This window comes from Streptococcus sp. SI1 (assembly GCF_030439945.1).
Classification (GTDB): Bacteria; Bacillota; Bacilli; order Lactobacillales; family Streptococcaceae; genus Streptococcus; species Streptococcus intermedius.
This window is the reverse complement of sequence record NZ_JAQFJE010000008.1, coordinates 49,033-73,427: the sequence shown is the minus strand read 5'-3', so window position 1 is coordinate 73,427 and position 24,395 is coordinate 49,033. Positions and strand designations below refer to the sequence as shown.

Annotated in this window: 18 protein-coding genes; 16 read left to right on the top strand and 2 right to left on the bottom strand. The window is 38.1% G+C overall.

Features of this window, described 5'->3' with window-relative positions; translation table 11 throughout:
- Positions 1 to 79 precede the first annotated feature (79 nt).
- The 9 genes from PCY10_RS09355 to PCY10_RS09315 all read left to right on the top strand — a co-directional run bounded on the left by PCY10_RS09355 (position 80) and on the right by PCY10_RS09315 (position 12,666).
- Positions 80 to 1,693, top strand: coding sequence for a CTP synthase (locus tag PCY10_RS09355; RefSeq protein WP_021003170.1), 1,614 nt, complete (start codon positions 80 to 82; stop codon positions 1,691 to 1,693).
- A 221-nt stretch (positions 1,694 to 1,914) separates the two neighbouring features.
- Complete coding sequence (locus PCY10_RS09350) at positions 1,915 to 2,604, top strand: B3/4 domain-containing protein (RefSeq protein ID WP_021003169.1); 690 nt, start codon at positions 1,915 to 1,917, stop codon at positions 2,602 to 2,604.
- A gap of 158 nt (positions 2,605 to 2,762) precedes the next feature.
- A complete protein-coding gene (locus PCY10_RS09345; protein WP_009569328.1) occupies positions 2,763 to 4,739 on the top strand; it encodes a peptide ABC transporter substrate-binding protein in 1,977 nt (658 codons plus the stop codon).
- A gap of 196 nt (positions 4,740 to 4,935) precedes the next feature.
- Positions 4,936 to 6,915, top strand: a complete 1,980-nt coding sequence (locus PCY10_RS09340) for a peptide ABC transporter substrate-binding protein (protein ID WP_021003168.1) — start codon at positions 4,936 to 4,938, stop codon at positions 6,913 to 6,915.
- 373 nt (positions 6,916 to 7,288) lie between these two features.
- Positions 7,289 to 8,785, top strand: a complete 1,497-nt coding sequence (locus tag PCY10_RS09335) for an ABC transporter permease (RefSeq protein ID WP_301559010.1) — start codon at positions 7,289 to 7,291, stop codon at positions 8,783 to 8,785.
- Entirely contained in the window at positions 8,785 to 9,711 is a 927-nt protein-coding gene (gene oppC, locus PCY10_RS09330; RefSeq protein WP_003074404.1) for an oligopeptide ABC transporter permease OppC, read from the top strand. Before PCY10_RS09335 ends, oppC begins: the two co-directional genes overlap by 1 nt.
- An 8-nt stretch (positions 9,712 to 9,719) precedes the next feature.
- On the top strand, positions 9,720 to 10,787 hold the full coding sequence (locus tag PCY10_RS09325) for an ABC transporter ATP-binding protein (protein ID WP_009569325.1): 1,068 nt from the start codon (positions 9,720 to 9,722) through the stop codon (positions 10,785 to 10,787).
- Between the two features lie 10 nt (positions 10,788 to 10,797).
- Entirely contained in the window at positions 10,798 to 11,721 is a 924-nt protein-coding gene (locus PCY10_RS09320) for an ATP-binding cassette domain-containing protein (RefSeq protein WP_021003167.1), read from the top strand.
- Between the two features lie 126 nt (positions 11,722 to 11,847).
- Complete coding sequence (locus PCY10_RS09315) at positions 11,848 to 12,666, top strand: Cof-type HAD-IIB family hydrolase (RefSeq protein WP_021003166.1); 819 nt, start codon at positions 11,848 to 11,850, stop codon at positions 12,664 to 12,666.
- 85 nt (positions 12,667 to 12,751) lie between these two features.
- Here PCY10_RS09315 and PCY10_RS09310 read toward each other — a convergent pair whose 3' ends face one another.
- Both PCY10_RS09310 and PCY10_RS09305 read right to left on the bottom strand, forming a co-directional pair.
- On the bottom strand, positions 12,752 to 13,717 hold the full coding sequence (locus PCY10_RS09310) for a LacI family DNA-binding transcriptional regulator (RefSeq protein WP_021003165.1): 966 nt from the start codon (positions 13,715 to 13,717) through the stop codon (positions 12,752 to 12,754).
- Entirely contained in the window at positions 13,698 to 15,152 is a 1,455-nt protein-coding gene (locus tag PCY10_RS09305; RefSeq protein ID WP_021003164.1) for a sucrose-6-phosphate hydrolase, read from the bottom strand. The genes PCY10_RS09310 and PCY10_RS09305 overlap by 20 nt, the downstream gene beginning before the upstream one ends.
- Positions 15,153 to 15,343: 191 nt before the next feature.
- On the opposite strand from PCY10_RS09305, the gene PCY10_RS09300 reads away from it, so the two are divergent.
- The 7 genes from PCY10_RS09300 to PCY10_RS09270 all read left to right on the top strand — a co-directional run bounded on the left by PCY10_RS09300 (position 15,344) and on the right by PCY10_RS09270 (position 24,350).
- Complete coding sequence (locus PCY10_RS09300; protein ID WP_021003163.1) at positions 15,344 to 17,242, top strand: sucrose-specific PTS transporter subunit IIBC; 1,899 nt, start codon at positions 15,344 to 15,346, stop codon at positions 17,240 to 17,242.
- Positions 17,243 to 17,381: 139 nt separating this feature from the next.
- Positions 17,382 to 18,281, top strand: coding sequence for a fructokinase ScrK (scrK, locus tag PCY10_RS09295; protein WP_003074417.1), 900 nt, complete (start codon positions 17,382 to 17,384; stop codon positions 18,279 to 18,281).
- Between the two features lie 65 nt (positions 18,282 to 18,346).
- Positions 18,347 to 18,757 (top strand): peptide deformylase, encoded by a 411-nt coding sequence (locus PCY10_RS09290; protein ID WP_112384773.1) that lies wholly within the window; start codon positions 18,347 to 18,349, stop codon positions 18,755 to 18,757.
- A gap of 266 nt (positions 18,758 to 19,023) precedes the next feature.
- Complete coding sequence (locus PCY10_RS09285) at positions 19,024 to 20,211, top strand: NADH-dependent flavin oxidoreductase (RefSeq protein ID WP_112384772.1); 1,188 nt, start codon at positions 19,024 to 19,026, stop codon at positions 20,209 to 20,211.
- 171 nt (positions 20,212 to 20,382) lie between these two features.
- Complete coding sequence (locus PCY10_RS09280) at positions 20,383 to 20,841, top strand: MarR family winged helix-turn-helix transcriptional regulator (RefSeq protein ID WP_003074423.1); 459 nt, start codon at positions 20,383 to 20,385, stop codon at positions 20,839 to 20,841.
- On the top strand, positions 20,834 to 22,600 hold the full coding sequence (locus PCY10_RS09275) for an ABC transporter ATP-binding protein (protein ID WP_112384771.1): 1,767 nt from the start codon (positions 20,834 to 20,836) through the stop codon (positions 22,598 to 22,600). Before PCY10_RS09280 ends, PCY10_RS09275 begins: the two co-directional genes overlap by 8 nt.
- The gene (locus PCY10_RS09270) at positions 22,590 to 24,350 is read left to right on the top strand and encodes an ABC transporter ATP-binding protein (protein WP_301559009.1); all 1,761 of its coding nucleotides are present in this window, start codon (positions 22,590 to 22,592) and stop codon (positions 24,348 to 24,350) included. Before PCY10_RS09275 ends, PCY10_RS09270 begins: the two co-directional genes overlap by 11 nt.
- Positions 24,351 to 24,395: the final 45 nt, after the last annotated feature.

The following is a 24,395-nucleotide window of genomic DNA, read 5'->3' as shown; positions in this document are numbered from 1 at the left end:
GAGAAGATGATTTGTGATGGTTGCTTCCTATTTTCGTGTGTTTTCTAAACGAGTTTTGTATCTTAGATAAGGAGAATTTATGGCAACAAAATATATTTTTGTTACAGGTGGTGTAGTTAGTTCGATCGGCAAAGGGATTGTGGCAGCAAGTCTCGGTCGTCTTTTGAAAAATCGGGGTCTTAAGGTAACCATTCAAAAGTTTGACCCATATATCAATATTGACCCAGGAACAATGAGCCCTTATCAACACGGTGAAGTGTTTGTGACAGATGATGGTGCAGAAACTGACTTAGACCTTGGACACTATGAACGCTTTATTGATATTAACTTAAACAAATATTCTAATGTGACAACGGGTAAGATTTATAGTGAAGTTCTTCGCAAAGAACGCAAAGGTGAATATCTTGGAGCTACTGTTCAGGTCATCCCACATATTACAGATGCTTTAAAAGAAAAAATTAAACGTGCGGCAACGACAACCGATTCAGATGTTATCATTACCGAGGTTGGTGGTACTGTAGGAGATATTGAAAGTTTGCCATTCTTAGAAGCACTTCGTCAAATGAAGGCAGATGTTGGTGCAGATAATGTCATGTATATCCACACGACGTTGCTTCCTTATCTGAAAGCTGCTGGGGAAATGAAAACGAAGCCCACTCAGCATTCTGTAAAAGAATTACGTGGACTTGGAATTCAACCGAACATGCTTGTTATTCGTACTGAAAAACCAGCTGGCCAAAATATTAAGAACAAATTGGCACAATTTTGTGATGTAGCACCAGAAGCAGTGATTGAGTCCTTGGATGTGGAACATTTGTACCAAATTCCGCTCAATCTGCAAGCGCAAAACATGGATCAGATCGTTTGTGAACATTTGCAGTTGGATGTTCCAGAAGCAGATATGACAGATTGGTCTGCTATGGTTGATAAAGTAATGAATTTGAAGAAAAAAGTAAAAATTGCTCTGGTTGGGAAATATGTGGAATTACCAGATGCTTATATTTCTGTTGTGGAAGCTCTCAAACATTCTGGTTACGCCAATGATGCAGAAATTAAATTGAGCTGGGTCAACGCAAATGATGTCACGACTGAAAATGTTGCCGAATTGCTAAAAGATGTAGACGGGATTATTGTGCCTGGTGGATTTGGTCATCGTGGAACGGAAGGAAAGATTGCGACGATTCAATATGCTCGTGAAAATGATGTGCCAATGCTTGGAATTTGCCTCGGCATGCAGTTGACTTGTGTCGAATTTGCTCGCCATGTGCTAGGATTTAAGGACGCTAATTCTTCAGAATTGAACCCTGATACGCAACATCCTGTTATTGATTTGATGCGTGATCAGATTGATGTGGAAGATATGGGAGGGACACTTCGCTTAGGACTTTATCCGTCTAAACTAAAACGTGGATCCAAAGCAGCTGCAGCTTATGATAATCAAGAAGTTGTTCAGCGTCGCCACCGCCACCGTTACGAATTTAATAATGAATTCCGTCAACAATTTGAAGATGCCGGTTTTGTATTCTCAGGAGTTTCACCGGACAATCGCTTGGTGGAAATTGTTGAAATTCCAGAAAATAAATTCTTTGTAGCTTGTCAATACCACCCAGAATTATCTAGCCGTCCTAATCGTCCAGAGGGACTTTATACAGCTTTTGTTACAGCAGCAGTTGAAAATAGTGAAAATAAATAGAGCGAGACAGACTTTCATGACTGCAGTCATGGAAGTCTGCTTAGCATCATTCTTTCATAAAAGAATTTTATTGGTAGAATAAACTGGTACACTATTTTGAATGAGATTTATAATTTGATTATCATAAAAAGCAGTAGTTTAAAGAAAATATAAGTCTTTTTGCAAGAGTATAAGACTCTAATCGTTAATCAATGAACTAAACTATTAACCGGAGGTGGATCATGATGAAATTTATACTGAATGAAAGTCTCGCAATGCTTGGGATTAAAAATGTGGTTATTGGCATCGCTAAAAATGTAGACCCACATGCACCTTTACCTGCTTCATTTTTGAAAAAGCAAAAAGAGATGGAAAAGTGGGCGTTGAATTGCGATATCGATGAGGTGTCTGATACTCCAGTCATTCAAGGCTACAAGGATTTATTGCAAAGTGTCGGACGTAGTGTCAAGAAGAACCCTCCTACCGTTTTGGCGCTTATTCGGAATATTCGACATCGTGGATCCATCCCGAATATTAATAGTATTATTGATATTTATAATGTTGAATCTTTACATTCTTTATTAGCCATCGGTGGGCATGATTTGGATAAAATAGCAGGGCAAATTGAATTTACGGTTAGTCAAAAAGAAGATGTGTTTCTACCGATTTTATCTACGGAAAAACACGTTTCACAGACTGATTATGTTTATCGTGATCAAAAAGGAATTTTAGCATGGCTAGATGTTCGCGATGGAGAACACTATAAATTTGATGATGAAACCCAAAACGCCATTTTTATTATTCAAGGGAATGCACATACATCTGTGGAAATGCGTTTGGAAGCACTGGAGCGCATTGAGAACGATTTAGCAGAATGTATGCCGAATCTAGAGTTTGAAACGTATGTCATTTGTTCAGAGAAAGAGATATAAAAACAGTGCATTCACTGATAGGATACGAGAAGTAAAGCGGTTTTTTGAAGGCATTTGGAACACAACCACATTTTTTAATAAAAGATTTGTTTGAAAATTCTTTACTTTTTGTTAAGTTATAGTATAATTAGAATATATCATACTTTTCGGAGGTAACTATGAAAAAAGGTAAAATCATCGCAGTTGCGGGGTTAGCTCTTTTAACTTCTGGCCTTTTAGCTGCTTGCTCGGGTTCGAAATCGAACTCCGCTGAAACCAAGTTCGGTTATGTGTATTCTGGTGATCCAGAAACTTTGGATTACGTAACATCAGGAAAAGCAACTACTAGCGATCTTGTGACAAATGGAGTTGACGGATTGTTAGAAAATGACAAATATGGAAATCTTGTACCATCAATGGCTAAGTCATGGACTGTATCAAAAGATGGTTTAACCTATACTTATAAACTTCGTAAGGGTGCCAAATGGTACACATCAGAAGGTGAAGAGTATGCTGAAGTCAAGGCGCAAGATTTTGTAACTGGACTGAAACATGCTGCCGATAAAAAATCTGAAGCTCTTTATTTGGTTCAAAATTCAATTAAAGGTTTAGATGCTTACGTGAATGGTCAAACAAAAGATTTTTCAACAGTAGGTGTGAAAGCAGTTGATGACTATACTGTTCAGTATACATTAAACAAGCCAGAACCATATTGGAATTCTAAGACAACCTCTGCCATTATGTGGCCAATCAATGCCGAATTTTTGAAATCTAAAGGAAATAAATTTGGCCAATCAACAGATCCTAACTCTATCCTTTATAATGGGCCATTCCTGATGAAAGCTATTACAGCGAAATCTGCGGTAGAATATGTTAAAAATAAACATTATTGGGATAAAGATAAAGTAAAAGTTGATAAGATTAAACTTGCTTACTATGATGGTCAAGACCAAGACTCTCTTGCGCGTAACTTTAAAGATGGAGCTTACTCTTATGCTCGTCTCTTCCCAACAAGCTCAAACTTTGCAACTTTTGAAAAGCAGTTCAAAGATAATATCTATACTGCAGAAGCAGGTGCAGGAACAGCAGCTTTAGCATTGAATATCGATCGTCAATCATACAAGCATACTGCCAAAAAGACAGATGAGCAAAAGAATTCAACGAAAAAAGCATTGTTGAACAAAGACTTCCGCCAAGCGCTAAACTTTGCACTGGATCGTGAATCTTACGCAGCACAAGTCAATGGTAAAGCTGGAGCTGCCACAGCAATCCGCAATATGTTTGTGCCATCTAACTTTGTTCAAGTTGGTGAAAAATCATTTGGTGATGCTGTAGAAGAAAAATTAGCGAGCTATGGTGATACATGGAAGGGTGTTAAATTAGCTGATTCACAAAACGGCTTGTACAATCCAACAAAAGCAAAAGAAAAATTTGCAAAAGCAAAAGCAGCTTTGCAAGCTCAAGGTGTACAGTTCCCAATCCACTTAGATGTTCCTACTGTGGAAACTTCTAAGAGCTATGTTGCTCGGATGCAGTCTTTGAAACAATCTGTTGAAAAAGTACTTGGCAAAGAAAATGTTGTCATGGACTTGAATATGATGTCAGAAGACGACTTTAATAACATCACTTACTATGCTCCAAACGCAGCTGGAGAAGACTGGGATATTTCAGGTGCTGTTGGTTGGAGTCCTGATTATCAAGATCCATCTACTTATCTTGATATTTTGAAATCAACGGCTTCTGACAATACGAAGACTTGGTTTGGATTTGACTCTGGTAGTGAAAATGCTGGTGCTAAAGCAGTTGGCTTGGACGAATATAATAAATTAGTCGATGAAGCAGGTGCAGAAACAACAGACATTGCAAAACGTTATGAAAAATATGCAGCAGCACAAGCTTGGTTAACAGACAGTTCACTTGTCTTACCAACAATGGCTTCAACAGGTGCCGGAACTTTTGTGTCACGCATTCAACCGTTCTCAGGTGCATTTGCGCAAACAGGTAGTAAAGGTAGCTCAACCTACTATAAATACATTAAAGTCGGTAAAGATGCTGTCACGAAGAAAGACTATGAAGCAGCTAAGAAGAAATGGCAAAAAGAAAAGGCCGAATCTAATAAAAAAGCTCAAGATAAATTAGCTGATCATGTAAAATAATACAACTTATAAAAGCAGGTGAAACTCACTAAAAGGTGAGGAAAACCTGCTTTTTTAATTTCTAAAGATTAATAGATTAATATAAACCTTATTAAATCAACTTCCAAAATTTGTCATAAAATTTAGAAAATTCTATTTACTTTTTTCTTTTTGTGTGCTAGAATGTATAAAAATAATGATTTTGGGGGGAATATTCATGAAGAAAAGTAAAATCATTGCCTTAACGGCTGTTGCCTTACTCGCGACGGGGACATTAGCGGCTTGTTCTGGTTCTAAAACAGGTTCTAGTAACAAAACGTTTTCGTATGTTTATGAACAAGATCCGGATAATCTAGATTATCTGACAACTGGGAAGGCCTCTACTTCAAACATTACAAGTAACGTCATTGATGGCCTCTTGGAAAATGACCGTTATGGGAACTTAATTCCTTCTGTGGCAAAAGATTGGACCGTCTCTAAAGACGGCTTGACTTACACTTACAAACTTCGCAAGGGAGTTAAATGGTATACTTCAGAAGGGGAAGAGTATGCAGAAGTTAAAGCGCAAGACTTTGTGACAGGTTTGAAGCACGCTGCAGATAAGAAATCTGATGCCATTTATTTGGTGCAAGATTCCATTAAAGGTTTGGATGCTTATATGAAAGGTGAAAATAAAGATTTCTCTGCTGTTGGTATAAAAGCAGTTGATGATTATACCGTCCAATACACACTTAATCGACCAGAAAGCTTTTGGAACTCGAAAACAACAATGGGAGTTTTAGCACCAGTTAATGCAGAATTTTTGAAATCAAAAGGCAATAAATTTGCGCAAGCAACAGATCCATCTAGTATTCTTTACAATGGACCTTACTTGCTAAAATCTATCACAGCGAAATCATCTGTTGAATTTGCTAAAAATCCAAACTATTGGGATAAGAAAAACGTGCACATTGATCACATCAAGTTATCTTACTATGATGGTCAGGATCAGGATAAACTGGCTAAAGGATTTAGCGATGGCTCATTTACCAATGCCAAAGTATTTCCAACCAGTCCAAGTTATGCTTCTGTCAGCAAGAAATACAAAAACAACATCGTTTATACTCCGCAAGATGCAACCACTTATCTAGTGGCTACAAACATTGATCGTCAATCTTACAATCATACATCAAAGACAACAGATGCTCAAAAGACATCTACTAAGAAAGCATTATTGAATAAAGATTTTCGTCAAGCAATTACCTTTGCATTTGACCGTACTGCTTATGCTTCACAGGTGAATGGTAAAGACGGTGCGACGAAGATGCTTCGTAATCTCTTTGTACCGCCAACTTTTGTTCAAACAGATGATAAGAACTTTGGAGAATTGGTCAAAGAAAAATTAGTTGGTTACGATGAAAGTTGGAAAGATGTCAATTTAAATGATGCGCAAGACGGGCTTTACAATCCAACGAAAGCCAAGGAAAAATTAGCTAAAGCCAAAGCAGCGCTTCAAGCAGACGGTGTTCAATTCCCGATTCACATTGATATGCCAGTTGACCAAACGGCAACGAATAAAGTTCAACGTGTACAATCATTGAAACAATCGATTGAAAAGAATCTTGGCAAAGAAAATGTTGTGATTGATATTCAACAAATGTCTAAAGACGATGTAAATAATATCACTTACTTTGCTGAATCTGCTGCTGCAGAGGATTGGGATCTTTCAGACAATGTTGGTTGGAGTCCAGATTTCCAAGATCCATCTACTTATCTTGATGTCATCAAGCCTTCAAGTGGTGAAAACACTAAGACTTATCTAGGATTTGATTCAGGTAAAAATAATGCTGCTGCGGCACAAGTTGGTATGAATGAATATGAAAAATTACTGAATGAGGCCGAAAAAGAAACCACTAATACGAATGCACGCTATGAAAAATATGCTGCAGCCCAAGCTTGGTTGACTGATAATGCTTTGGTTATTCCGACAACAACCTTGACTGGTCGTCCAATTCTTTCTCGCACAGTGCCATTTACTAATCCATTTGCTTGGTCAGGAAACAAAGGGAATAGTGAAATCATTCTATATAAATATCTTGAACTCCAAGATGAGCCTGTTACACAAGATCAGTACAAGAAAGCTATGACTAAATGGAATAAAGAGCGATCAAAATCTAATAAAAAAGCTCAAGAAGAACTTGCAGATCATGTTAAATAATTGAAAAAAATTAGAAAAAATTTAACAGAAAAACAAAAAAGGTTCATTTATGATAAAAATATTCTGACAATTGATTTTACAATTGACTAGAATTGTGGTATAATTTTAAACAATCAGTTTAAAATTGAAGGTATTCTAAAATCGAAAATAGATATTTGTCGTGACGCGTGACATTTTTCTAGCTCTTCCTTCGGTCTTGACTGACAGGTTAAGTTTAATAACTTAATCATAGTGATTGAAGTAGAATATCTGATGTGACTCATGCTAAATCAGTAAATACCAAAGAATTAGCAGATCATGTAAAATAAACTTCTCATCAGAACTTTCTCTAACAGGGGAGAAAGTTCTTTTGGGATTTTAAAGGAAACGGTAAATGAAGAAATATATTTTTATGCGTATCTTACGCTCTTTAGTATCTATTTTCATGGTAACAACATTGACTTACACCATTATCTATACTATGGTGCCAAGAAAGTTGATTTTTAAACAGGATCCAAACTATAATAAAATAGCTACAACTCCTGATAAAAAGACTAATTATGAAAATACAATTTTTGATCGTATGGGTTACATTGACTACTATGATACGAAGGAATTACAAGAAAAAGCTAGTAAAGAGAATCCTTCTGTAACAGTAGAACCTACTAATGCAAATAAAAAAATCTATGAAGCTTACATCAAAAAGTTGGGGCGTGGTTGGAAATTGCAGCAATTCAAAGAAAGTAAGCAATTTTATGCAACTCGAGAGGTTCCGGTTTATGAACGCGTTCTTGGTTTCTATGGTAATTTGATTCAAATTGATCATACAGGGGCTGTGAAAGATGCTTCTAATCCAAACTTGAAGCGTTATCTTCGTATTGAAAATGATCCTGCTATTGGTTGGTCTGTTGTTGGTTCTGGAACGAAACATAAATACTTGTTATATTTCAACAGTCAATTTCCATTTATCCATCAAAATTTTGTAAGATTAAATTTGGGAACATCTTATCCAACCTATGCAAATCTCCCTGTTCTACAAGTTATTTCACAAGGGCAAGGTCAAACGCAGACTTCAGAAGTTCAATTTCCAACAGGAAAGAAAACATCGTCTGTTAATATTTACACGCGTACCTATAAGTCTCCAAAACACGCTGATGTGCGAGATGTTGCTAATTACGGGAAAGACGATCCTTATACAGCAACAGAAAGCAACTATCAGTATCCATCAATGCTTGTAAGTTCTTCAATTGTTGGTTTGATTGGTCTAGCATTGTCTTACTTAATCGCTGTGCCGTTAGGCTCTTATATGGCTCGTTTTAAGAATACATTGTTTGACAGTATTTCAACTGGTGCTTTGACTTTCTTAATGTCGCTGCCAACTATTGCTTTGGTTTATATCATTCGCTTGATTGGTTCAGCAATAGGATTGCCAGACTCCTTCCCTATTTTAGGTGCAGGAGATTGGCGTTCTTATGTGTTGCCAGCAGTCATTCTTGGACTGTTGAGTGCGCCTTGGACTGCTGTTTGGATTCGCCGTTATATGATTGACCTGCAATCACAAGACTTTGTTCGTTTTGCTCGGGCAAAAGGTCTCTCTGAACAAGAAATTTCAAATAAACATATTTTTAAAAACGCTATGGTACCACTTGTATCCAGCATACCTGGTGCTATTATTGGAGTTATCACAGGTGCAACCTTGACTGAAACAATTTTTGCTTTCCCTGGAATGGGTAAAATGCTGATTGACTCTGTCAAAGCATCTAATAATTCTATGGTCGTTGGTCTTGTATTTATCTTTACATGTCTATCTATCTTTGCTCTTCTATTGGGTGATATTCTGATGACCATGCTTGACCCACGTATTAAATTAACATCAAAAGGAGGTAAATAATGGCTACAATTGATAAAAGTAAGTTCACATTTGTAAAACGCGATGATTTTGCCTCTGAAATAATTGATGCACCAGCTTATTCTTACTGGAAATCTGTTATGCGTCAATTCTTAAGGAAAAAATCAACAATTGCTATGTTGGGTATTCTTGTTGCAATTGTTTTGATGAGTTTCATCTATCCGATTTTTTCAAATTTCGATTTTAATGATGTAAGTAAAGTAAATGATTTTAGTGCTCGTTATATCAAACCGAATGCTCAATATTGGTTTGGTACAGATAGTAACGGGAAGTCTCTCTTTGACGGAGTGTGGTTTGGAGCACGTAACTCTATTCTTATTTCAGTTATTGCAACCGTGATTAACCTTGTGATTGGTATTGTTATTGGTGGCATCTGGGGAATTTCAAAAACTGTCGATCGTGTGATGATTGAGATTTATAATATTATTTCTAACATCCCACCGCTTTTGATTGTCATTGTCTTGACGTACTCAATCGGTGCAGGTTTCTGGAATTTGATTTTTGCCATGACGATTACTGGTTGGATTGGGATTGCTTACAACATTCGTATCCAAATTCTACGTTATCGTGATTTAGAATACAACCTCGCCAGTCGTACCTTGGGAACGCCAACGCTTAAAATTATTGTGAAAAATATTATGCCACAATTGGTTTCTGTCATTGTGACTACTGCTTCACAATTACTACCAAGTTTCATTTCATACGAAGCCTTTCTATCTTTCTTTGGTTTGGGGCTTCCTGTGACGGTGCCAAGTTTAGGGCGTTTGATTTCAGATTATTCACAAAACGTTACAACAAATGCATATCTTTTCTGGATTCCATTGACAACTTTAATCTTGGTTTCCCTTTCATTATTCGTTGTCGGTCAAAACTTAGCGGATGCTAGTGATCCACGTACACATAGATAGGAGTAAATATGACACAAGAAAAAAATGTAATATTGACTGCTCGCGATATTGTCGTGGAATTTGATGTTCGTGACAAAGTTTTAACAGCTATTCGGGGCGTTTCGCTTGACCTCATCGAAGGTGAAGTTCTTGCGCTTGTAGGAGAATCTGGTTCTGGTAAGTCCGTTTTGACAAAAACCTTTACTGGAATGTTAGAGGATAATGGTCGAGTAGCGCAAGGATCGATTAACTATCGTGGACAAGATTTGACAAAATTGAAATCCAATAAAGATTGGGAACCTATTCGTGGTGTTAAAATTGCGACAATTTTCCAAGATCCAATGACAAGTTTAGACCCAATTAATACGATTGGTAGCCAGATTACAGAAGTTATTGTAAAACATCAAAAGAAAACGGCAAAAGAAGCGAAGGAAATGGCTGTTGACTATATGAATAAAGTAGGTATTCCTGATGCTGAAAAGCGTTTTAATGAGTATCCTTTCCAATATTCAGGGGGAATGCGTCAACGGATTGTTATTGCCATTGCACTTGCTTGTCGTCCAGATATTCTAATCTGTGATGAACCTACGACAGCACTGGATGTTACCATTCAAGCGCAAATCATTGATTTGTTGAAATCATTGCAACAAGAGTATCAATTCACCACTATTTTTATCACCCACGATCTTGGAGTAGTAGCAAGTATTGCGGATAAGGTTGCTGTTATGTATGCTGGAGAAATCGTCGAGTATGGTACAGTAGAAGAGGTCTTTTATGATCCACGTCATCCGTATACTTGGAGCTTGTTATCAAGCTTACCACAGTTGGCAGACGATAAAGGGGAGCTGTACTCTATTCCTGGTACGCCACCGTCTCTTTATTCACATTTGCAAGGAGATGCGTTTGCTCTCCGCTCAGACTATGCGATGGAAATTGATTTTGAGGAAAAACCGCCTCAAATCTATGTATCAGATACGCATTGGGCAAAAACATGGTTGCTTCATGAAAATGCTCCAAAAGTGAATAAACCTGCTGTTATTGATGATTTACACGAAAAAATTAGCTCAAAAATGGGATTTGCCCATTTAAATGCTTAGGAGGAAGGAAATGTCTGAAAAATTAGTAGAAGTTAAAGATTTGGAGATTTCCTTCGGAGAAGGAAGCAAGAAATTTGTTGCTGTTAAAAATGCTAATTTCTTTATCAATAAAGGAGAAACGTTTTCGCTTGTAGGAGAGTCCGGTTCTGGTAAAACAACAATCGGACGCGCGATTATTGGTTTGAATAATACTAGTAAGGGAGATATCTTCTTTGATGGAAAAAGAATCAATGGTAAGAAATCAAAAGAAGAAGAATCAGAAATCATTCGCAAAATTCAGATGATTTTCCAAGATCCTGCTGCTAGTTTGAATGAACGTGCGACGGTTGATTACATTATTTCAGAAGGTCTGTATAATTTCCATCTGTTTAAAGATGAAGAAGAACGTCAGAATAAAGTAAAAGATATTATTCATGAGGTAGGGCTGTTATCAGAGCATTTAACTCGCTATCCGCATGAATTCTCGGGTGGTCAGCGTCAGCGGATTGGGATTGCTCGTGCGCTTGTTATGGAACCAGACTTTGTGATTGCCGATGAGCCAATTTCAGCACTTGACGTGTCTGTTCGTGCTCAAGTTTTAAATCTTCTTAAGAAATTCCAAAAAGATCTGGGCTTGACCTATCTTTTCATTGCTCATGACCTTTCTGTAGTGCGTTTTATCTCAGATCGGATTGCTGTTATTTATAAGGGAGTGATTGTTGAAGTTGCTGAAACAGAAGAACTCTTCAATAATCCAATCCATCCTTATACTCAGTCTTTATTGTCAGCTGTCCCAATTCCGGATCCGATTTTGGAACGGAAGAAAGTGTTGAAAGTCTACGATGCTGATCAACATGATTATTCAGTAGATAAGCCAGAAATGGTTGAAATTCGTCCGGGGCACTTTGTCTGGGCTAATAAAGCAGAAGTTGAAAAGTATAATAAGGAATTATAATTTGCCCTCGACTTTGTTGATAGATTAAAATCACTTCAAATGAACTTTGAAGTGATTTGTTATTTGTTTCTCCTTTTCTATTAGATTTTATGCTATACTGAATTTAGTAGAAAAAGGAGAAATGTTATGTATCAATTGATTGCATTTGACATGGATGGAACGCTTTTGACCAGTCAAAAGACGATTGCTAAAAGTAGTATTGCAGCTATTGACAGAGCGTATGCAGCTGGAAAACAAGTTGCACTTTCAACAGGGCGCTCTTTGTCAGAACTAGGTCTTTATAAAAAAGATTTGCAAGGGATTCGCTATGCCGTTCTTGCTAGTGGTGCATTGATTTATGATATGGAAGCTAAGCAAACTTTAGCAGAGCAAACATTACCTGCTGTTGTGGTGGATAAAGTGAAAACGTTGGCAGAAGCTCACGATTTAATGGTGGTCGGTGTAATCAATGGACAAGGCTATCTTCAGCGCTCTAATTTTGAGAACATTGCGAACTACTATATGGAAATTTATACTGAACTTTATGACGAAACAGCGGTATTAGTAGATAATATCTGTGATTTGTTAGCAAAGGAAAGAGAAAATTTTGGTAAGATCAATATTTATCACTTAACAGCTGATGAGCGAGATCAATCGTATGAGGTTTTGTTATCTGAGGATATTGCCATGATAAAATCAGAAGTAAGTGGTCTTGAACTAACAGCGCGGGGTGTTGAAAAAGGGAAAGGTTTAGCTCACCTGGCTCAATATTTGCAACTCCCTATGGAACAGATCATTGCTGTTGGTGACGCAGATAACGATGAAAGTATGATTCGTGAAGCAGGCTTGGGTATTGCTATGGGAAATGCTAATGAGAGTATTAAAGGATTGGCGGATGTCATTGTAGCTGATAATGATCATGATGGCTGCGCTCAGGCAATTGATGAGTTTCTCCTTGTAGAATAATTAATAGAAGTCCATAGGAAACGAATAAAGATTAGACCCACTTAAGTATGAAGAAAGCTTAAGTGGGTTTTCACTATTTACAGTATTAAATACTTTTACCAGAAGATAGATGAACAGGTAAGAAGTAACCAGTTGTTGGAATTTCTTCTCCTTCAATTTTTCGCAACAATAAATCGACCAGTAAGCAAGCTATATCTTTTAATGGTTGCTGAATAGTGGCGAGCTGTGGATAGTAATTTTCCACAAAATAAGTTCCGTCATAACCAATAACTTTTAGTTCCTCTGGGATGTTGACCCCCAGTTCTTGAGCGACTTTCATGATTAAAATGGCAGTTAAATCATCTGAAGCAAAAATAGCATCAGGTTTTCTATTTTTTAAGATATTTTTGATTTCCATTTCTTTGCGAATGGGAGAGAAGTCGCTAGATACATTGATAATAGGAGCGGTTGGTAGGATAGAGGCAAAGCCTGCATGGCGGAGACCTGTTGGTGAATTGGAATTATCATTTCCGGTAATCATAATAATCTTTTTAGCTCCAGATTTGACCAATGTTTCTGCGGCTAGGGTTCCACCAGCATAGTTGTCGGAAGATACAACAGGAATAGAAGGAGACAAGTTGCGGTCAAAAGAGATAATAGGAGCTGTTACGCGGTCATAATCCGAAATGCCTAAGTTATGGCTGCCAGAGATAATGCCATCGACTTGATTGGCTTCTAGCATCTCCAGATATTCTTTTTCTTTGTTCGAATTGTGTTCGCTGTTGCAGATAATTGTTTTGTAACCTCTATTAAATAACTCGTGTTCTAATTTATCAATGAGTTCAGCATAAAATATATGACTAATATTTGGAAAGATCAATCCAATTAATTTAGCGGATTTTCCTTGTAAGCTGCGAGCGAGATTATTAGGTTTGTAGCCTAATTCTCGCATAGCTTCAGTTACTTTTGTGATTGTTTTTTCTGAGAGGTAGCCTTTTTTGTTAATCACACGGGAAACAGTTGTTGGGCTAACTCCGGCAATTTTTGCAACATCAGTTAACTTTGCGACCATAATCTAATTCATAGTAAGTTCCGGTTGGATTTCCCTCAGTGATACAAATGCCGTTTTGGTCATTATGTGGGAAAATACGACCTGAAAATACTTTCTCTCCTTTGTTAATAAAAATTTCAAAAACTGACTTATCAATGAAAATTGAGGCAGTTGTAGTTTGGTTTTCAATCATACAGCGGCGAACTGTCCCAAATTCAAGAGCATATTGTTCGCCAACTTCACTACGGTCAATTGTTACTTGACCATTTTTGATGTCAAAGCGAATACGGAAGCCTTTTTGTTTTTGATCTGCAAAGAGGACGATTTCAGTTTGTGAATCACTTGCAAATTCTAATTCCAGTTCATAGCTATTTTTTGTTTTTGCTTGGTTGGTGAATACTTTATTCTCTTTTCGCAGGTTTTGGATTGCTTGGACAGGATATTGATAGAGTTTTCCTTTTTTTAGTGTTAATTCTTTGACAAGCGAGAAAATTCCTTGATGATCAAAACGATCAGATGGGTAAGCAATATCCGGCAAACCTAACCAGCTGACTGCTAAGACACGGCCATCTGGAGCATTGAAAGCTTGGGTGGCATAGCAATCAAATCCATAATCTAAATTTTGCAGAGGACTCGGATCGACAATTGCTGTCTTTGCTGTGTCAAACGATTGACCTATCTTATACATGTTTGGGAAAATATTGTCGTAAGGAGCAACTTCTTTTGATAAACCTTGAGGGCAGTAGAGCAAAATAGGTGTTTCATCAATAAAGACAAGATTGGGGCATTCCATCATGTAGGCTGTATTGTCATTTTCAAAGTCTAAATCGCCGACTTCTTCCCAGTTTATATAGTCGTTTTCAACTGCTTTATAAAGCTTGATAAACCCTTTTTTGTCCAGATTTTGTCCGCCGACAATGGCATAGATCTGGCCTTTATAATTGAAAATCTGTGGATCGCGAAAGTGATCTGTAGCTTCTTTTGGTTGCTCAATCAAGACTTTATCAATCTTCTCGACTTTCCCTTCTTTATTCAACAATGCTCCAATTTGGTATGGGTGGCGTACCCAATTTTCATCGCGAACATTTCCGGTATAAAAAAGGAAAAGCTTGTCATTGAACTGCATAGCAGAGCCAGAGTAGGCGCCGTGGCTATCCAGTTTCGTATCTGGTAGAACTCGTACACCAGTTTCCGTGAAATGGACTAAATCATCACTTTCGAGCTGTACCCAGCATTTTAGACCGTGGGTTGCTCCAAAAGGGAAGTTCTGATAGAACACAATCCATTTACCATTAAAATAAGAGAAGCCGTTTGGATCATTGAGTAATCCTGTCTGAGGTTCTACATGGTAACTAGTACGCCAAGGGGATTTTTCAATATTTTCTTTTATTTGATTGATTTCATCTGTTGTCCAGTTTTCATAACGTTTGTAGCGTTGTTCGGTTGTCCAAGCCAATCTTTTATCCTCCAATATAGTTTTCTTACTTATATAGTAAACGTTTTCTTTAGAAAAATCAACTTTTTAGCAGAAAAAAATAAAATTTCTGCAAAACGCTTGACATATTTTTAAATCATGTTAAAATAATAGTCGTAGGAGCGATTAAATCGCTTTCATAAAAGTTAATTATTTTCAATAAGGAGATGCAAATGGAAAATAAGGACATTGCAAAAGCGGTCATTGAAGCCATTGGTGGACGAGACAATGTAAGTAGTGTTGCTCACTGTGCGACCCGTCTGCGTATCATGGTCAAGGATGAAGCTAAAATTGCTAAAGACAGAGTTGAGAATCTTGAGAAGGTTCAAGGAGCGTTCTTTAATTCAGGTCAATATCAAATTATCTTTGGGACTGGTACCGTTAATAAAATATATGATGAAGTGGTTGCACTTGGCTTACCAACTTCTTCAACTGGTGAACAAAAAGCAGAAGCTGCTAAAAAAGGAAATTGGTTCCAACGTGCTGTTCGTACATTTGGTGATGTATTTGTACCTATCTTACCAGCCATCGTAGCAACAGGTCTGTTCATGGGGATTCGTGGTGCGATTAATAATGATACGATTCTTGGATTATTTGGGACAACCTCAAAAGCTTTTGCTGCATCAGATTTTTATACTTATACAGTCGTTTTGACAGATACAGCTTTTGCTTTCTTCCCTGCTTTGATTTCTTGGTCGGCTTTCCGTGTATTTGGTGGGAATCCGGTTATTGGTATTGTACTTGGCTTGATGCTGGTAAATACAGCTCTTCCAAATGCTTGGGCTGTTGCTTCTGGTGATGCCAAGCCAATCATGTTCTTTGGTTTTATTCCGGTCGTTGGTTATCAAAATTCAGTTTTGCCAGCCTTCTTCATTGGTCTACTTGGTGCGAAGCTTGAAAAATGGTTGCATAAGAAAATTCCAGATGTGCTTGATTTGCTTGTTGTGCCATTCTTGACTTTCCTTGTGATGTCAGTTCTGGGTCTCTTTATCATTGGTCCAATTTTCCATTCACTTGAAAATGTCATTCTTGCTGCAACAAAAGCTATTCTTGCTTTACCGTTTGGCTTAGCAGGTCTGATTCTTGGGGGTATTCACCAACTGATTGTGGTAACAGGTGTGCACCATATCTTCAACTTACTAGAAGCACAACTGATCGCAAATGAAGGAAAAGATGCCTTTAATGCGATTATCACAGCGGCGATGACTGCCCAAGCGGGTGCAACGCTGGCAGTTGGTGTAAAAACAAAATCTAAAAAATTAAAAGCTCTTGCGTTTCCAGCAGCTCTCTCTGCAGGTCTTGGAATCACTGAACCAGCTATTTTCGGTGTGAACTTACGTTATGGTAAACCATTCGTGCTTGGTCTTGCAGCTGGTGCTATTGGTGGTTGGTTAGCTTCTATTCTTGGACTTGCTGGTACTGGATTTGGGATTACCATTATTCCAGGTACGCTTCTCTATCTGAATGGACAAGTTCTTCAATATATCTTTATGGTACTTGTAACAACTGGTCTTGGATTTGGCTTGACTTATGCATTTGGTTATAAAGATGCTGAAGAAGAAGTTACTGAAGCTAAAGAAGTAGTCGAAGCAAATGAAGCTGCTGCGCCAGTTCTTACTGATGAAACAATCCTTTCTCCAATCGTTGGTTCAATCGTTGATTTGAAAGATGTTAATGATCCAGTGTTCTCAAGTGGTGCTATGGGACAAGGAATCGCAGTAAAACCTAGTGAAGGGGTTGTATATGCTCCTGCTGATGCAGAAGTAACGATTGCATTTGCAACTGGTCACGCTTATGGTTTGAAAACGGGAAATGGTGCTGAAATCTTGATTCACGTTGGTATTGATACTGTTTCAATGAATGGTGAAGGATTTAATCAACAGGTTGCTCAAGGGGATAAGGTCAAAGCAGGTGATGTTCTAGGAACCTTTGATGCTACTAAAATTGCAGCTGCTGGTCTCGATGATACAACCATGGTGATTGTCACAAATACAGCTGATTATGTTTCTGTCACTCCTGTTGCAGAGGGTGCGGTAACTAAGGGAGAGGCTGTCATTGAGTTGAAAGCTTAATGTAAGATAAGGCGAGCAAATGAACGTTTGTTCGCTTTTCTTTGAAAAAGAGAAGAATAACTGAAATTTGTACTCAGAAGTGACATGAATATATGCTATAATGAAGAGAGAATAAAACAAAATATAAAGAGGTTTTGAAATGACAAAATTGTATGGAAGCTTAGAGGCTGGTGGTACAAAATTTGTTTGTGCAGTTGGTGGCGACAATTTTGAAGTGGTTGAGAAAACGCAATTTCCAACGACTACACCGATTGAAACATTGGATAAAACAATTGCATTTTTCTCACGCTTTGAGAATTTGACGGGATTGGCAATTGGTTCTTTTGGACCGATTGATATTGATCCAAATTCAAAAACGTATGGTTTTATTACAACTACACCCAAGCCACACTGGGCAAATGTTGATATTGTCGGTGCTTTGCGGCGTGCATTGAATGTACCGATTTTCTTTACGACAGATGTTAATAGCTCTGCGTACGGTGAAATAGTAGCACGAAACAATGCTGGTGGTCGTATTGAAAATTTGGTTTATTATACGATTGGAACAGGTATTGGTGCTGGTGCTATTCAACGTGGTGAATTTGTTGGTGGAACGGGTCATCCTGAGATGGGGCATTATTATGTTGCGAAACACCCGATGGATGTAGAGAAAGAATTTAATGGTGTTTGTCCATTCCATAATGGTTGTTTGGAGGGATTGGCTGCCGGACCTAGCTTAGAGGCTCGTACTGGCATTCGAGGAGAAAATATAGAACTAAACAGCTCTGTCTGGGATATTCAAGCTTATTATATTGCACAAGCAGCGATTCAAGCAACAGTGACTTTCCGTCCGGATGTTGTTGTCTTTGGTGGAGGGGTCATGGCGCAACAACATATGCTGGATCGCGTTCGTGAAAAATTCACTGTTCTTTTGAATGGTTATCTGCCAGTACCTGATGTGCGTGACTATATTGTGACACCAGCTGTTGCTGGAAATGGCTCAGCAACACTTGGAAATTTTGTCTTAGCTAAAAAAGTCAGTGAAAAAGTCAAAGGATAATTAAGTGAATTGAGAGCAAGTAAAAGGATATTGAATGAACTTGCTCTTTTTTAATGAGGAGGAAAATGATTAAACCAATTGTAAAAGATCGATTATTTTTACAACAGAAAGCGCAATTAGCGACCAAAGAAGATATCGAAATTGGGCAGGATTTATTAGATACTTTAAAAGCAAATCAAGATAGGTGCGTCGGAATGGCGGCCAATATGATTGGGGCGCAAAAACGAGCGATTATTTTTATGTATGGTATGGTGCCTATTATCATGTTCAATCCTATTTTGAAAAAGAAAGTATCACCTTACCAAGTAGAAGAATCGTGTTTGTCACTTGTGGAAAGTTGCCTGGCGACGCGTTATAAGGAGATTACGGTTGAATATTTGGATCAGAATTGGCAAAAGCAAACTCTGATTTTGAAAGATTTTCCAGCACAAATTTGTCAGCATGAATTGGATCACTTGGAAGGTATTTTGATATAGAAAAACGTGTAATATATGCTATGTCGGAGAAAATCGACTAATAGTGGAGAAATGCTAGAATTTTGTAAGTTTTGTCGAATGAATCTTGATGAACAATGTTTATAGTTTAAAAAAGTGTCGAGAATGGTTTATTTGTGATGCAAAAAGTGGATTTTCTGGAAATGAAGTCTGGGGAATAGGCTTAGCTAAATGAGTGATTATCTGCGATAATGGCTTTAATAAAATAATAGTGGAATCAAAAATTTAAATTTTAAGGAGGATTTATCATGTCAAAAAGTCTTATAGATACGGTTCAATTCCGTCATGGTGCTCAGCTCTCTAGTCGTTTGGTTATGCCACCAATGCTAACCTTTAGTGGTTTGAAAGGTGGTTTTGTTTCTGATGATACCTTGCGTTATTATCATGCTCGTTCGCAGGCTGCAGGATTATTGATTGCTGAATACCATTATGTGAGTGAGTCAGGTGGACCTTGCTCTAGACCAGGTTATCCTGAACAATTAGGGATTTACTCCGATGAGCATCTAGAGGGAGCTAAAAAGATTGCGGCAGCCTTGCAGAAAAATGGCAACAAAGCTATTTTACAGATTCATCATGGTGGGCGCGAGGCTTCTGGTTGCGCTGTTAAAGGTGAGGAGGTTTTGGCACCCAGTGCTCTTGATTTTTCATTTTTGTCTTATCCAGTTCGTGAAATGACGAATGCTGAGATTGAAGGAATTATTAAAGATTTTGGACGTGCCACTAAGCGAGCTATTGAAGCTGGTTTTTCAGGAGTGGAAATTCATGGCGCAAATCATTATCTCTTGCAGCAATTTTTTTCAAGTTTCTCAAATGTACGTGAGGATAAATGGGGCGGTTCTTTAGAAAAACGCATGGCTTTTCCTCTTGCGGTCGTAAAAGAAGTGAAACGAGTAGTAGAAGAATATGCACCAAAAGATTTTATCGTAGGCTATCGGATCAGTCCTGAAGAAATTCACGGAGATGAGGTCGGTTATAGTTACAGAGAATCCCAAGCCTTGATTCGAGAAGTCATCAAATATGAGTTGGATTACATTCATCTGTCGCTCTGGGAAGGATATGCGTCAAAACCTGTTGGCTCTGATCGGACTTATGCTGAGCATTTTAAATCAATTCTAGATAATCAAACTAAGCTAATTATTGTTGGTGGTGTCTTTAGCGAGGAAGAAGCGCAGGATGCGATTGCACAGACTCCGACTGATTTGATTGCAGTTGGTCGCGGAACATTGATTGATCCATTGTTTGGGCAAAAGATAAAAGAAGGTCGTGGCAATGAAATTGTACACCAAATTAGTCCAGAACAACTAGAGCAAACCGCCTGGACATCTGGTTTGCGTGAAGCCTTTACTCGTGAGGATTCTTTAGGTTTACCAGAGTTGCCAGGGCATGATAGTATCACAGAGCTTCATACTGGAAAATATGACAGAGCTGAAAAGTAAACGTCTTATATAAAAAATAAGGATAGCTGGCTTAATTTTTGGTCAGCTATTTTATTTTAATAAAAATAGTTCTCATAGAAACTTATTGCTTGACATTCATTTGAATTGTAGTAAAATAGTTCCCATGAAAACTAATTGGTTCTCTGGAGAACTAATTGAAAGGACGTCAAAATGGAAAAACCATTATTGGAATTCAAGCGATTTGGACGAAAGACGCATCTGATGATTCAAAAAATTGCTAAAGAGCGAGGGATTGAATTTATGGCGGGTCCACAAGGGCAAGTATTGCATTTTGTGAATCACCGAGAAGATTGTGGCAAGATGACCTTTATTAAAGATATTGAGCAGGAGTTGGGAATTACCAAGTCAGTTGCTAGTAACTTAATGAAGCGAATGGTTAAAAATGGCCTGATTTATTTGGAAGTGAGTGAAGCAGATAAACGCGCTAAGATTATTCGTTTGACATCAGAATCAAAAGAGCGCATGAATAAAATTCGGGATTTCTTTGATGAGATGGATCGCTGTTTATTGACTGGCATTTCAGAAGAAGATTTGGTGACTTTTTTTCAGGTAATGGGAAAATTTTACCAGAATATTGAAAAATTAGAAAAAGGAGAAGCGAATGGTTAAATTGTTTAAACGTTTAACTGTTAAAGAAGTAGGGATGATTATCATCAGTATCTTATTTACTTGTTTGGCAGTTTACTTGGACTTAGAGGTTCCAACCTATATTTCAAAAATTACGGAACTCCTACAGATGAGAGGAACAGTTATTTCTGATTTGTGGAATCCGGGCTTGAAAATGATTGGATTGTCATTTGCTAGTTTTCTCAGTGCTGTGGTAGTTGGTTTTATTGCGGCTAGATTGGCAGCTAGCTTTACAACGAGCTTGCGCTCAGATATTTTCAATCGTGTACTGGATTATTCAGATGCTGAGATTAAGAGATTTTCTATTCCAAGTCTTTTAACGCGGACAACCAATGATCTTACGCAAATTCAGCTTATGATTACTATGGGCTTGCAAGTCGTGACTCGTGGGCCGATTATGGCGATTTGGGCGATTACAAAAATCATTGGAAAATCAGAATACTGGCTATGGGCAGTTATTGTCGCAGTTATTGTGAATATGATCATGACGACAGTTTTGATGACGTTGGCTTTTCCAAAGCAATCTGTTATTCAACGATTGACTGATAAGTTAAATAGTATTACGCGTGAAAGTCTAACAGGGCTTCGTGTTGTTCGGGCTTACAATGCTGAAAACTATCAAGATGATAAATTTGCAGGGGCAAATGATGAAGTGACTCGGTTGAATCTCTTTGTTAATCGGCTTATGGCGATTTTAACCCCGATTATGATGGGGATTTCGAGTGGTTTGACCTTGGCAATATACTGGATTGGTGCTTACTTGATTCAAGATGCAGCTTTATCAGAACGCTTGCCAATCTTTAGCGATATGGTTGTCTTTATGTCCTATGCTATGCAGGTCGTAATGGGCTTCATGCTCATGGCTGCTCTGTTTATCGTTCTTCCTCGTACCTTGGTGTCTGCGGGGCGGATTAATGAGGTACTTGATTTGCATTCAACGATTGAATCTCCAATGCAAGCAAAAACAGCTAAAGATATCAAAGGTGAAGTGGTATTTGACAATGTTTCTTTCCGCTATACTAAAAACTCTGAGGCAGTCATTGAACATGTTAGCTTTACAGCTAAAGCGGGCGAAACGGTGGCTTTCATCGGATCAACTGGTTCTGGGAAATCAACCCTAATTAGTTTAATTCCTCGTTTCTATGATGTGACAGAAGGAAGAATTTTAGTAGATGGCGTGAATGTAAAAGATTATCAGTTGGAAGATTTGCATAATAAAATTGGCTACATTCCACAAAAAGCTGTTCTCTTTTCTGGTGATATAAAGAGTAATTTAGACTTTGGACAAAGCAATGAAAGTCCATTGGATGATGAAAAAATGTGGTCTGCGTTGGACTTGGCACAAGCGAAATCATTTGTTGAAGAAAAAGAAGGTGGTCTGCACTCAGAGGTCGCACAAAGCGGAACCAATTTCTCTGGTGGTCAAAAGCAGCGGCTGGCGATTGCACGTGCACTTGCTAGGAAACCTGAAATTCTGATTTTTGACGATTCATTTTCAGCACTGGACTATAAGACAGACCGTATTTTGCGAGAAGAATTGGCGGAAAAAGTGAAAGCTACAACCAGATTGATTGTAGCTCAGCGGATTTCAACGATCATGGATGCTGATCAGATCTTGGTGTTGGATAAAGGGAAGGTTGTTGGACAAGGGACTCACAAAGAGCTACTAGAGACCAACGAAGTTTATCAAGAAATTGCTTACTCACAATTATCAAAGGAGGAATTGGAAAATGGAAAATAAAAAATCATCTTTATTTAGCCAAGTGGAACCCTATATCAAAGGATTCCAGTTTCCCTTGCTCGTTGCGTTTGTGGGAGTAATACTATCTAGTGTTATCACGGTTTATGGTCCGGTCAAATTAAAAGAAATTACCAATCTCATCACAGAAGGAATGAGAAGTCGGATTGATCTGAAGGCTATCTCTAACATTGCTCTTTTCTTAGCAGTTTTATATGTGGTGGGTGCTGTATTAAATTATATGCAATCCTTTATTATTTCGTCCGTCGTTCAGCATTTTTCAAAACGTTTACGGACAGCCATTGCGGAGAAAATTAATAAATTACCCTTGCGGTATTTTGATAGTCATTCGCAAGGGGACACTCTTTCACGAGTCACTAATGACGTGGATACTGTTGGACAATCGCTGAACCAAAGTTTAGGAACAGTGATTTCATCAAGTTTGCTTCTCATTGCTGTTCTCTTTATGATGTTTTATAACAACGTGGTTCTATCCTTTGTAACGATTGGATCGGTTTTGATTGGTTTTGTCTTTGTTGCGTTGATTATGGGCAAATCACAACGGTTTTTCCGTGCACAACAAGAGAATCTTGCTAGTGTCAATGGATATGTGGAAGAGATGTATTCTGGTCACAATGTCATTGTCAGCTACAATGCTACCGAGGAATCAAAAAAAGCCTTTCAAATGCTTAATACAAAGCTTTATAATAGTATGTGGAAGTCCCAATTTATTTCTGGGATTATGATGCCGTTAATGATATTTACAGGGAACTTCGGTTATGTTATGGTCGTATTGGTTGGAGCGAGCATGGCATTGAATGGTGATGTCACGATGGGGACGATTGTTGCCTTTATGGTATATGTACGGACTTTTTCTCAACCATTGTCCCAAATTGCACAAGGGATTACTACTCTTCAACAAGCTAGTGCTGCTATGGGGCGTGTATTTGAGTTTTTAGCAGAGCCGGAAATGGAAAACGATGAGCACAAGTCTCAACAGCTCGCAACTTTAAAGGGGGATGTTACCTTTGATAATGTATTCTTTGGCTACAATCCGGATAGAACAATTATTCATGATTTTTCTGCCAAGGCAAAAGCCGGCCAAAAGATTGCTATTGTTGGTCCGACTGGTGCTGGGAAAACGACGATTGTCAATCTGTTGATGAAATTTTATGAAATTGAGAAAGGGCGGATTACCATTGATGGTGTTGATACCAAGCATATGAAACGTTCTGAAGTGCATGATGCTTTCTCAATGGTCCTTCAAGACACTTGGTTATTTGAGGGAACGATTAAAGAAAATTTGATTTACAATCAGAAGAATATTTCTGATGAAGCGGTTGTGGCAGCGACTAAAGCTGTCGGGGTTCATCACTTTATCAAGACTTTGCCAAAAGGATACGATACAGTGTTGGATGACACAGTCAGTCTTTCTGTTGGGCAAAAGCAATTGCTGACCATCGCGCGTGCACTTCTTAAGGATGCTCCCTTACTTATCTTGGATGAAACGACTTCATCTGTTGATACGCGGACAGAAGAATTGATCCAAAAAGCGATGGATAAGTTGATGGAGGGAAGGACTTCTTTCGTCATTGCTCACCGCTTGTCGACTATTCGTAATGCTGATTTGATTTTGGTCATGCGTGATGGTAATATCATTGAACAAGGAAATCACAATCAATTGATGGAAGAAAATGGCTTCTATGCTGATCTTTACAATAGTCAATTCGATGAAGAGGCAGAGTATGCGTAAAGGAAACGACAAACGATAAATTGCAATAGAGACTCTTTCTAGTCA

Excerpts from the sequence above, each read along its gene's own strand:
- PCY10_RS09285 (WP_112384772.1), top strand. The coding sequence starts at position 19,024 with ATGTCAAAAAGTCTTATAGATACGGTTCAATTCCGTCATGGTGCTCAG.
- PCY10_RS09350 (WP_021003169.1), top strand. The coding sequence starts at position 1,915 with ATGATGAAATTTATACTGAATGAAAGTCTCGCAATGCTTGGGATTAAA.
- PCY10_RS09275 (WP_112384771.1), top strand. The coding sequence starts at position 20,834 with ATGGTTAAATTGTTTAAACGTTTAACTGTTAAAGAAGTAGGGATGATT.
- PCY10_RS09320 (WP_021003167.1), top strand. The coding sequence starts at position 10,798 with ATGTCTGAAAAATTAGTAGAAGTTAAAGATTTGGAGATTTCCTTCGGA.
- PCY10_RS09315 (WP_021003166.1), top strand. The coding sequence starts at position 11,848 with ATGTATCAATTGATTGCATTTGACATGGATGGAACGCTTTTGACCAGT.
- PCY10_RS09340 (WP_021003168.1), top strand. The coding sequence starts at position 4,936 with ATGAAGAAAAGTAAAATCATTGCCTTAACGGCTGTTGCCTTACTCGCG.
- PCY10_RS09345 (WP_009569328.1), top strand. The coding sequence starts at position 2,763 with ATGAAAAAAGGTAAAATCATCGCAGTTGCGGGGTTAGCTCTTTTAACT.
- PCY10_RS09310 (WP_021003165.1), bottom strand. The coding sequence starts at position 13,717 with ATGGTCGCAAAGTTAACTGATGTTGCAAAAATTGCCGGAGTTAGCCCA.
- scrK (WP_003074417.1), top strand. The coding sequence starts at position 17,382 with ATGACAAAATTGTATGGAAGCTTAGAGGCTGGTGGTACAAAATTTGTT.
- PCY10_RS09270 (WP_301559009.1), top strand. The coding sequence starts at position 22,590 with ATGGAAAATAAAAAATCATCTTTATTTAGCCAAGTGGAACCCTATATC.
- PCY10_RS09325 (WP_009569325.1), top strand. The coding sequence starts at position 9,720 with ATGACACAAGAAAAAAATGTAATATTGACTGCTCGCGATATTGTCGTG.
- PCY10_RS09300 (WP_021003163.1), top strand. The coding sequence starts at position 15,344 with ATGGAAAATAAGGACATTGCAAAAGCGGTCATTGAAGCCATTGGTGGA.
- PCY10_RS09290 (WP_112384773.1), top strand. The coding sequence starts at position 18,347 with ATGATTAAACCAATTGTAAAAGATCGATTATTTTTACAACAGAAAGCG.
- oppC (WP_003074404.1), top strand. The coding sequence starts at position 8,785 with ATGGCTACAATTGATAAAAGTAAGTTCACATTTGTAAAACGCGATGAT.
- PCY10_RS09355 (WP_021003170.1), top strand. The coding sequence starts at position 80 with ATGGCAACAAAATATATTTTTGTTACAGGTGGTGTAGTTAGTTCGATC.
- PCY10_RS09280 (WP_003074423.1), top strand. The coding sequence starts at position 20,383 with ATGGAAAAACCATTATTGGAATTCAAGCGATTTGGACGAAAGACGCAT.
- PCY10_RS09335 (WP_301559010.1), top strand. The coding sequence starts at position 7,289 with ATGAAGAAATATATTTTTATGCGTATCTTACGCTCTTTAGTATCTATT.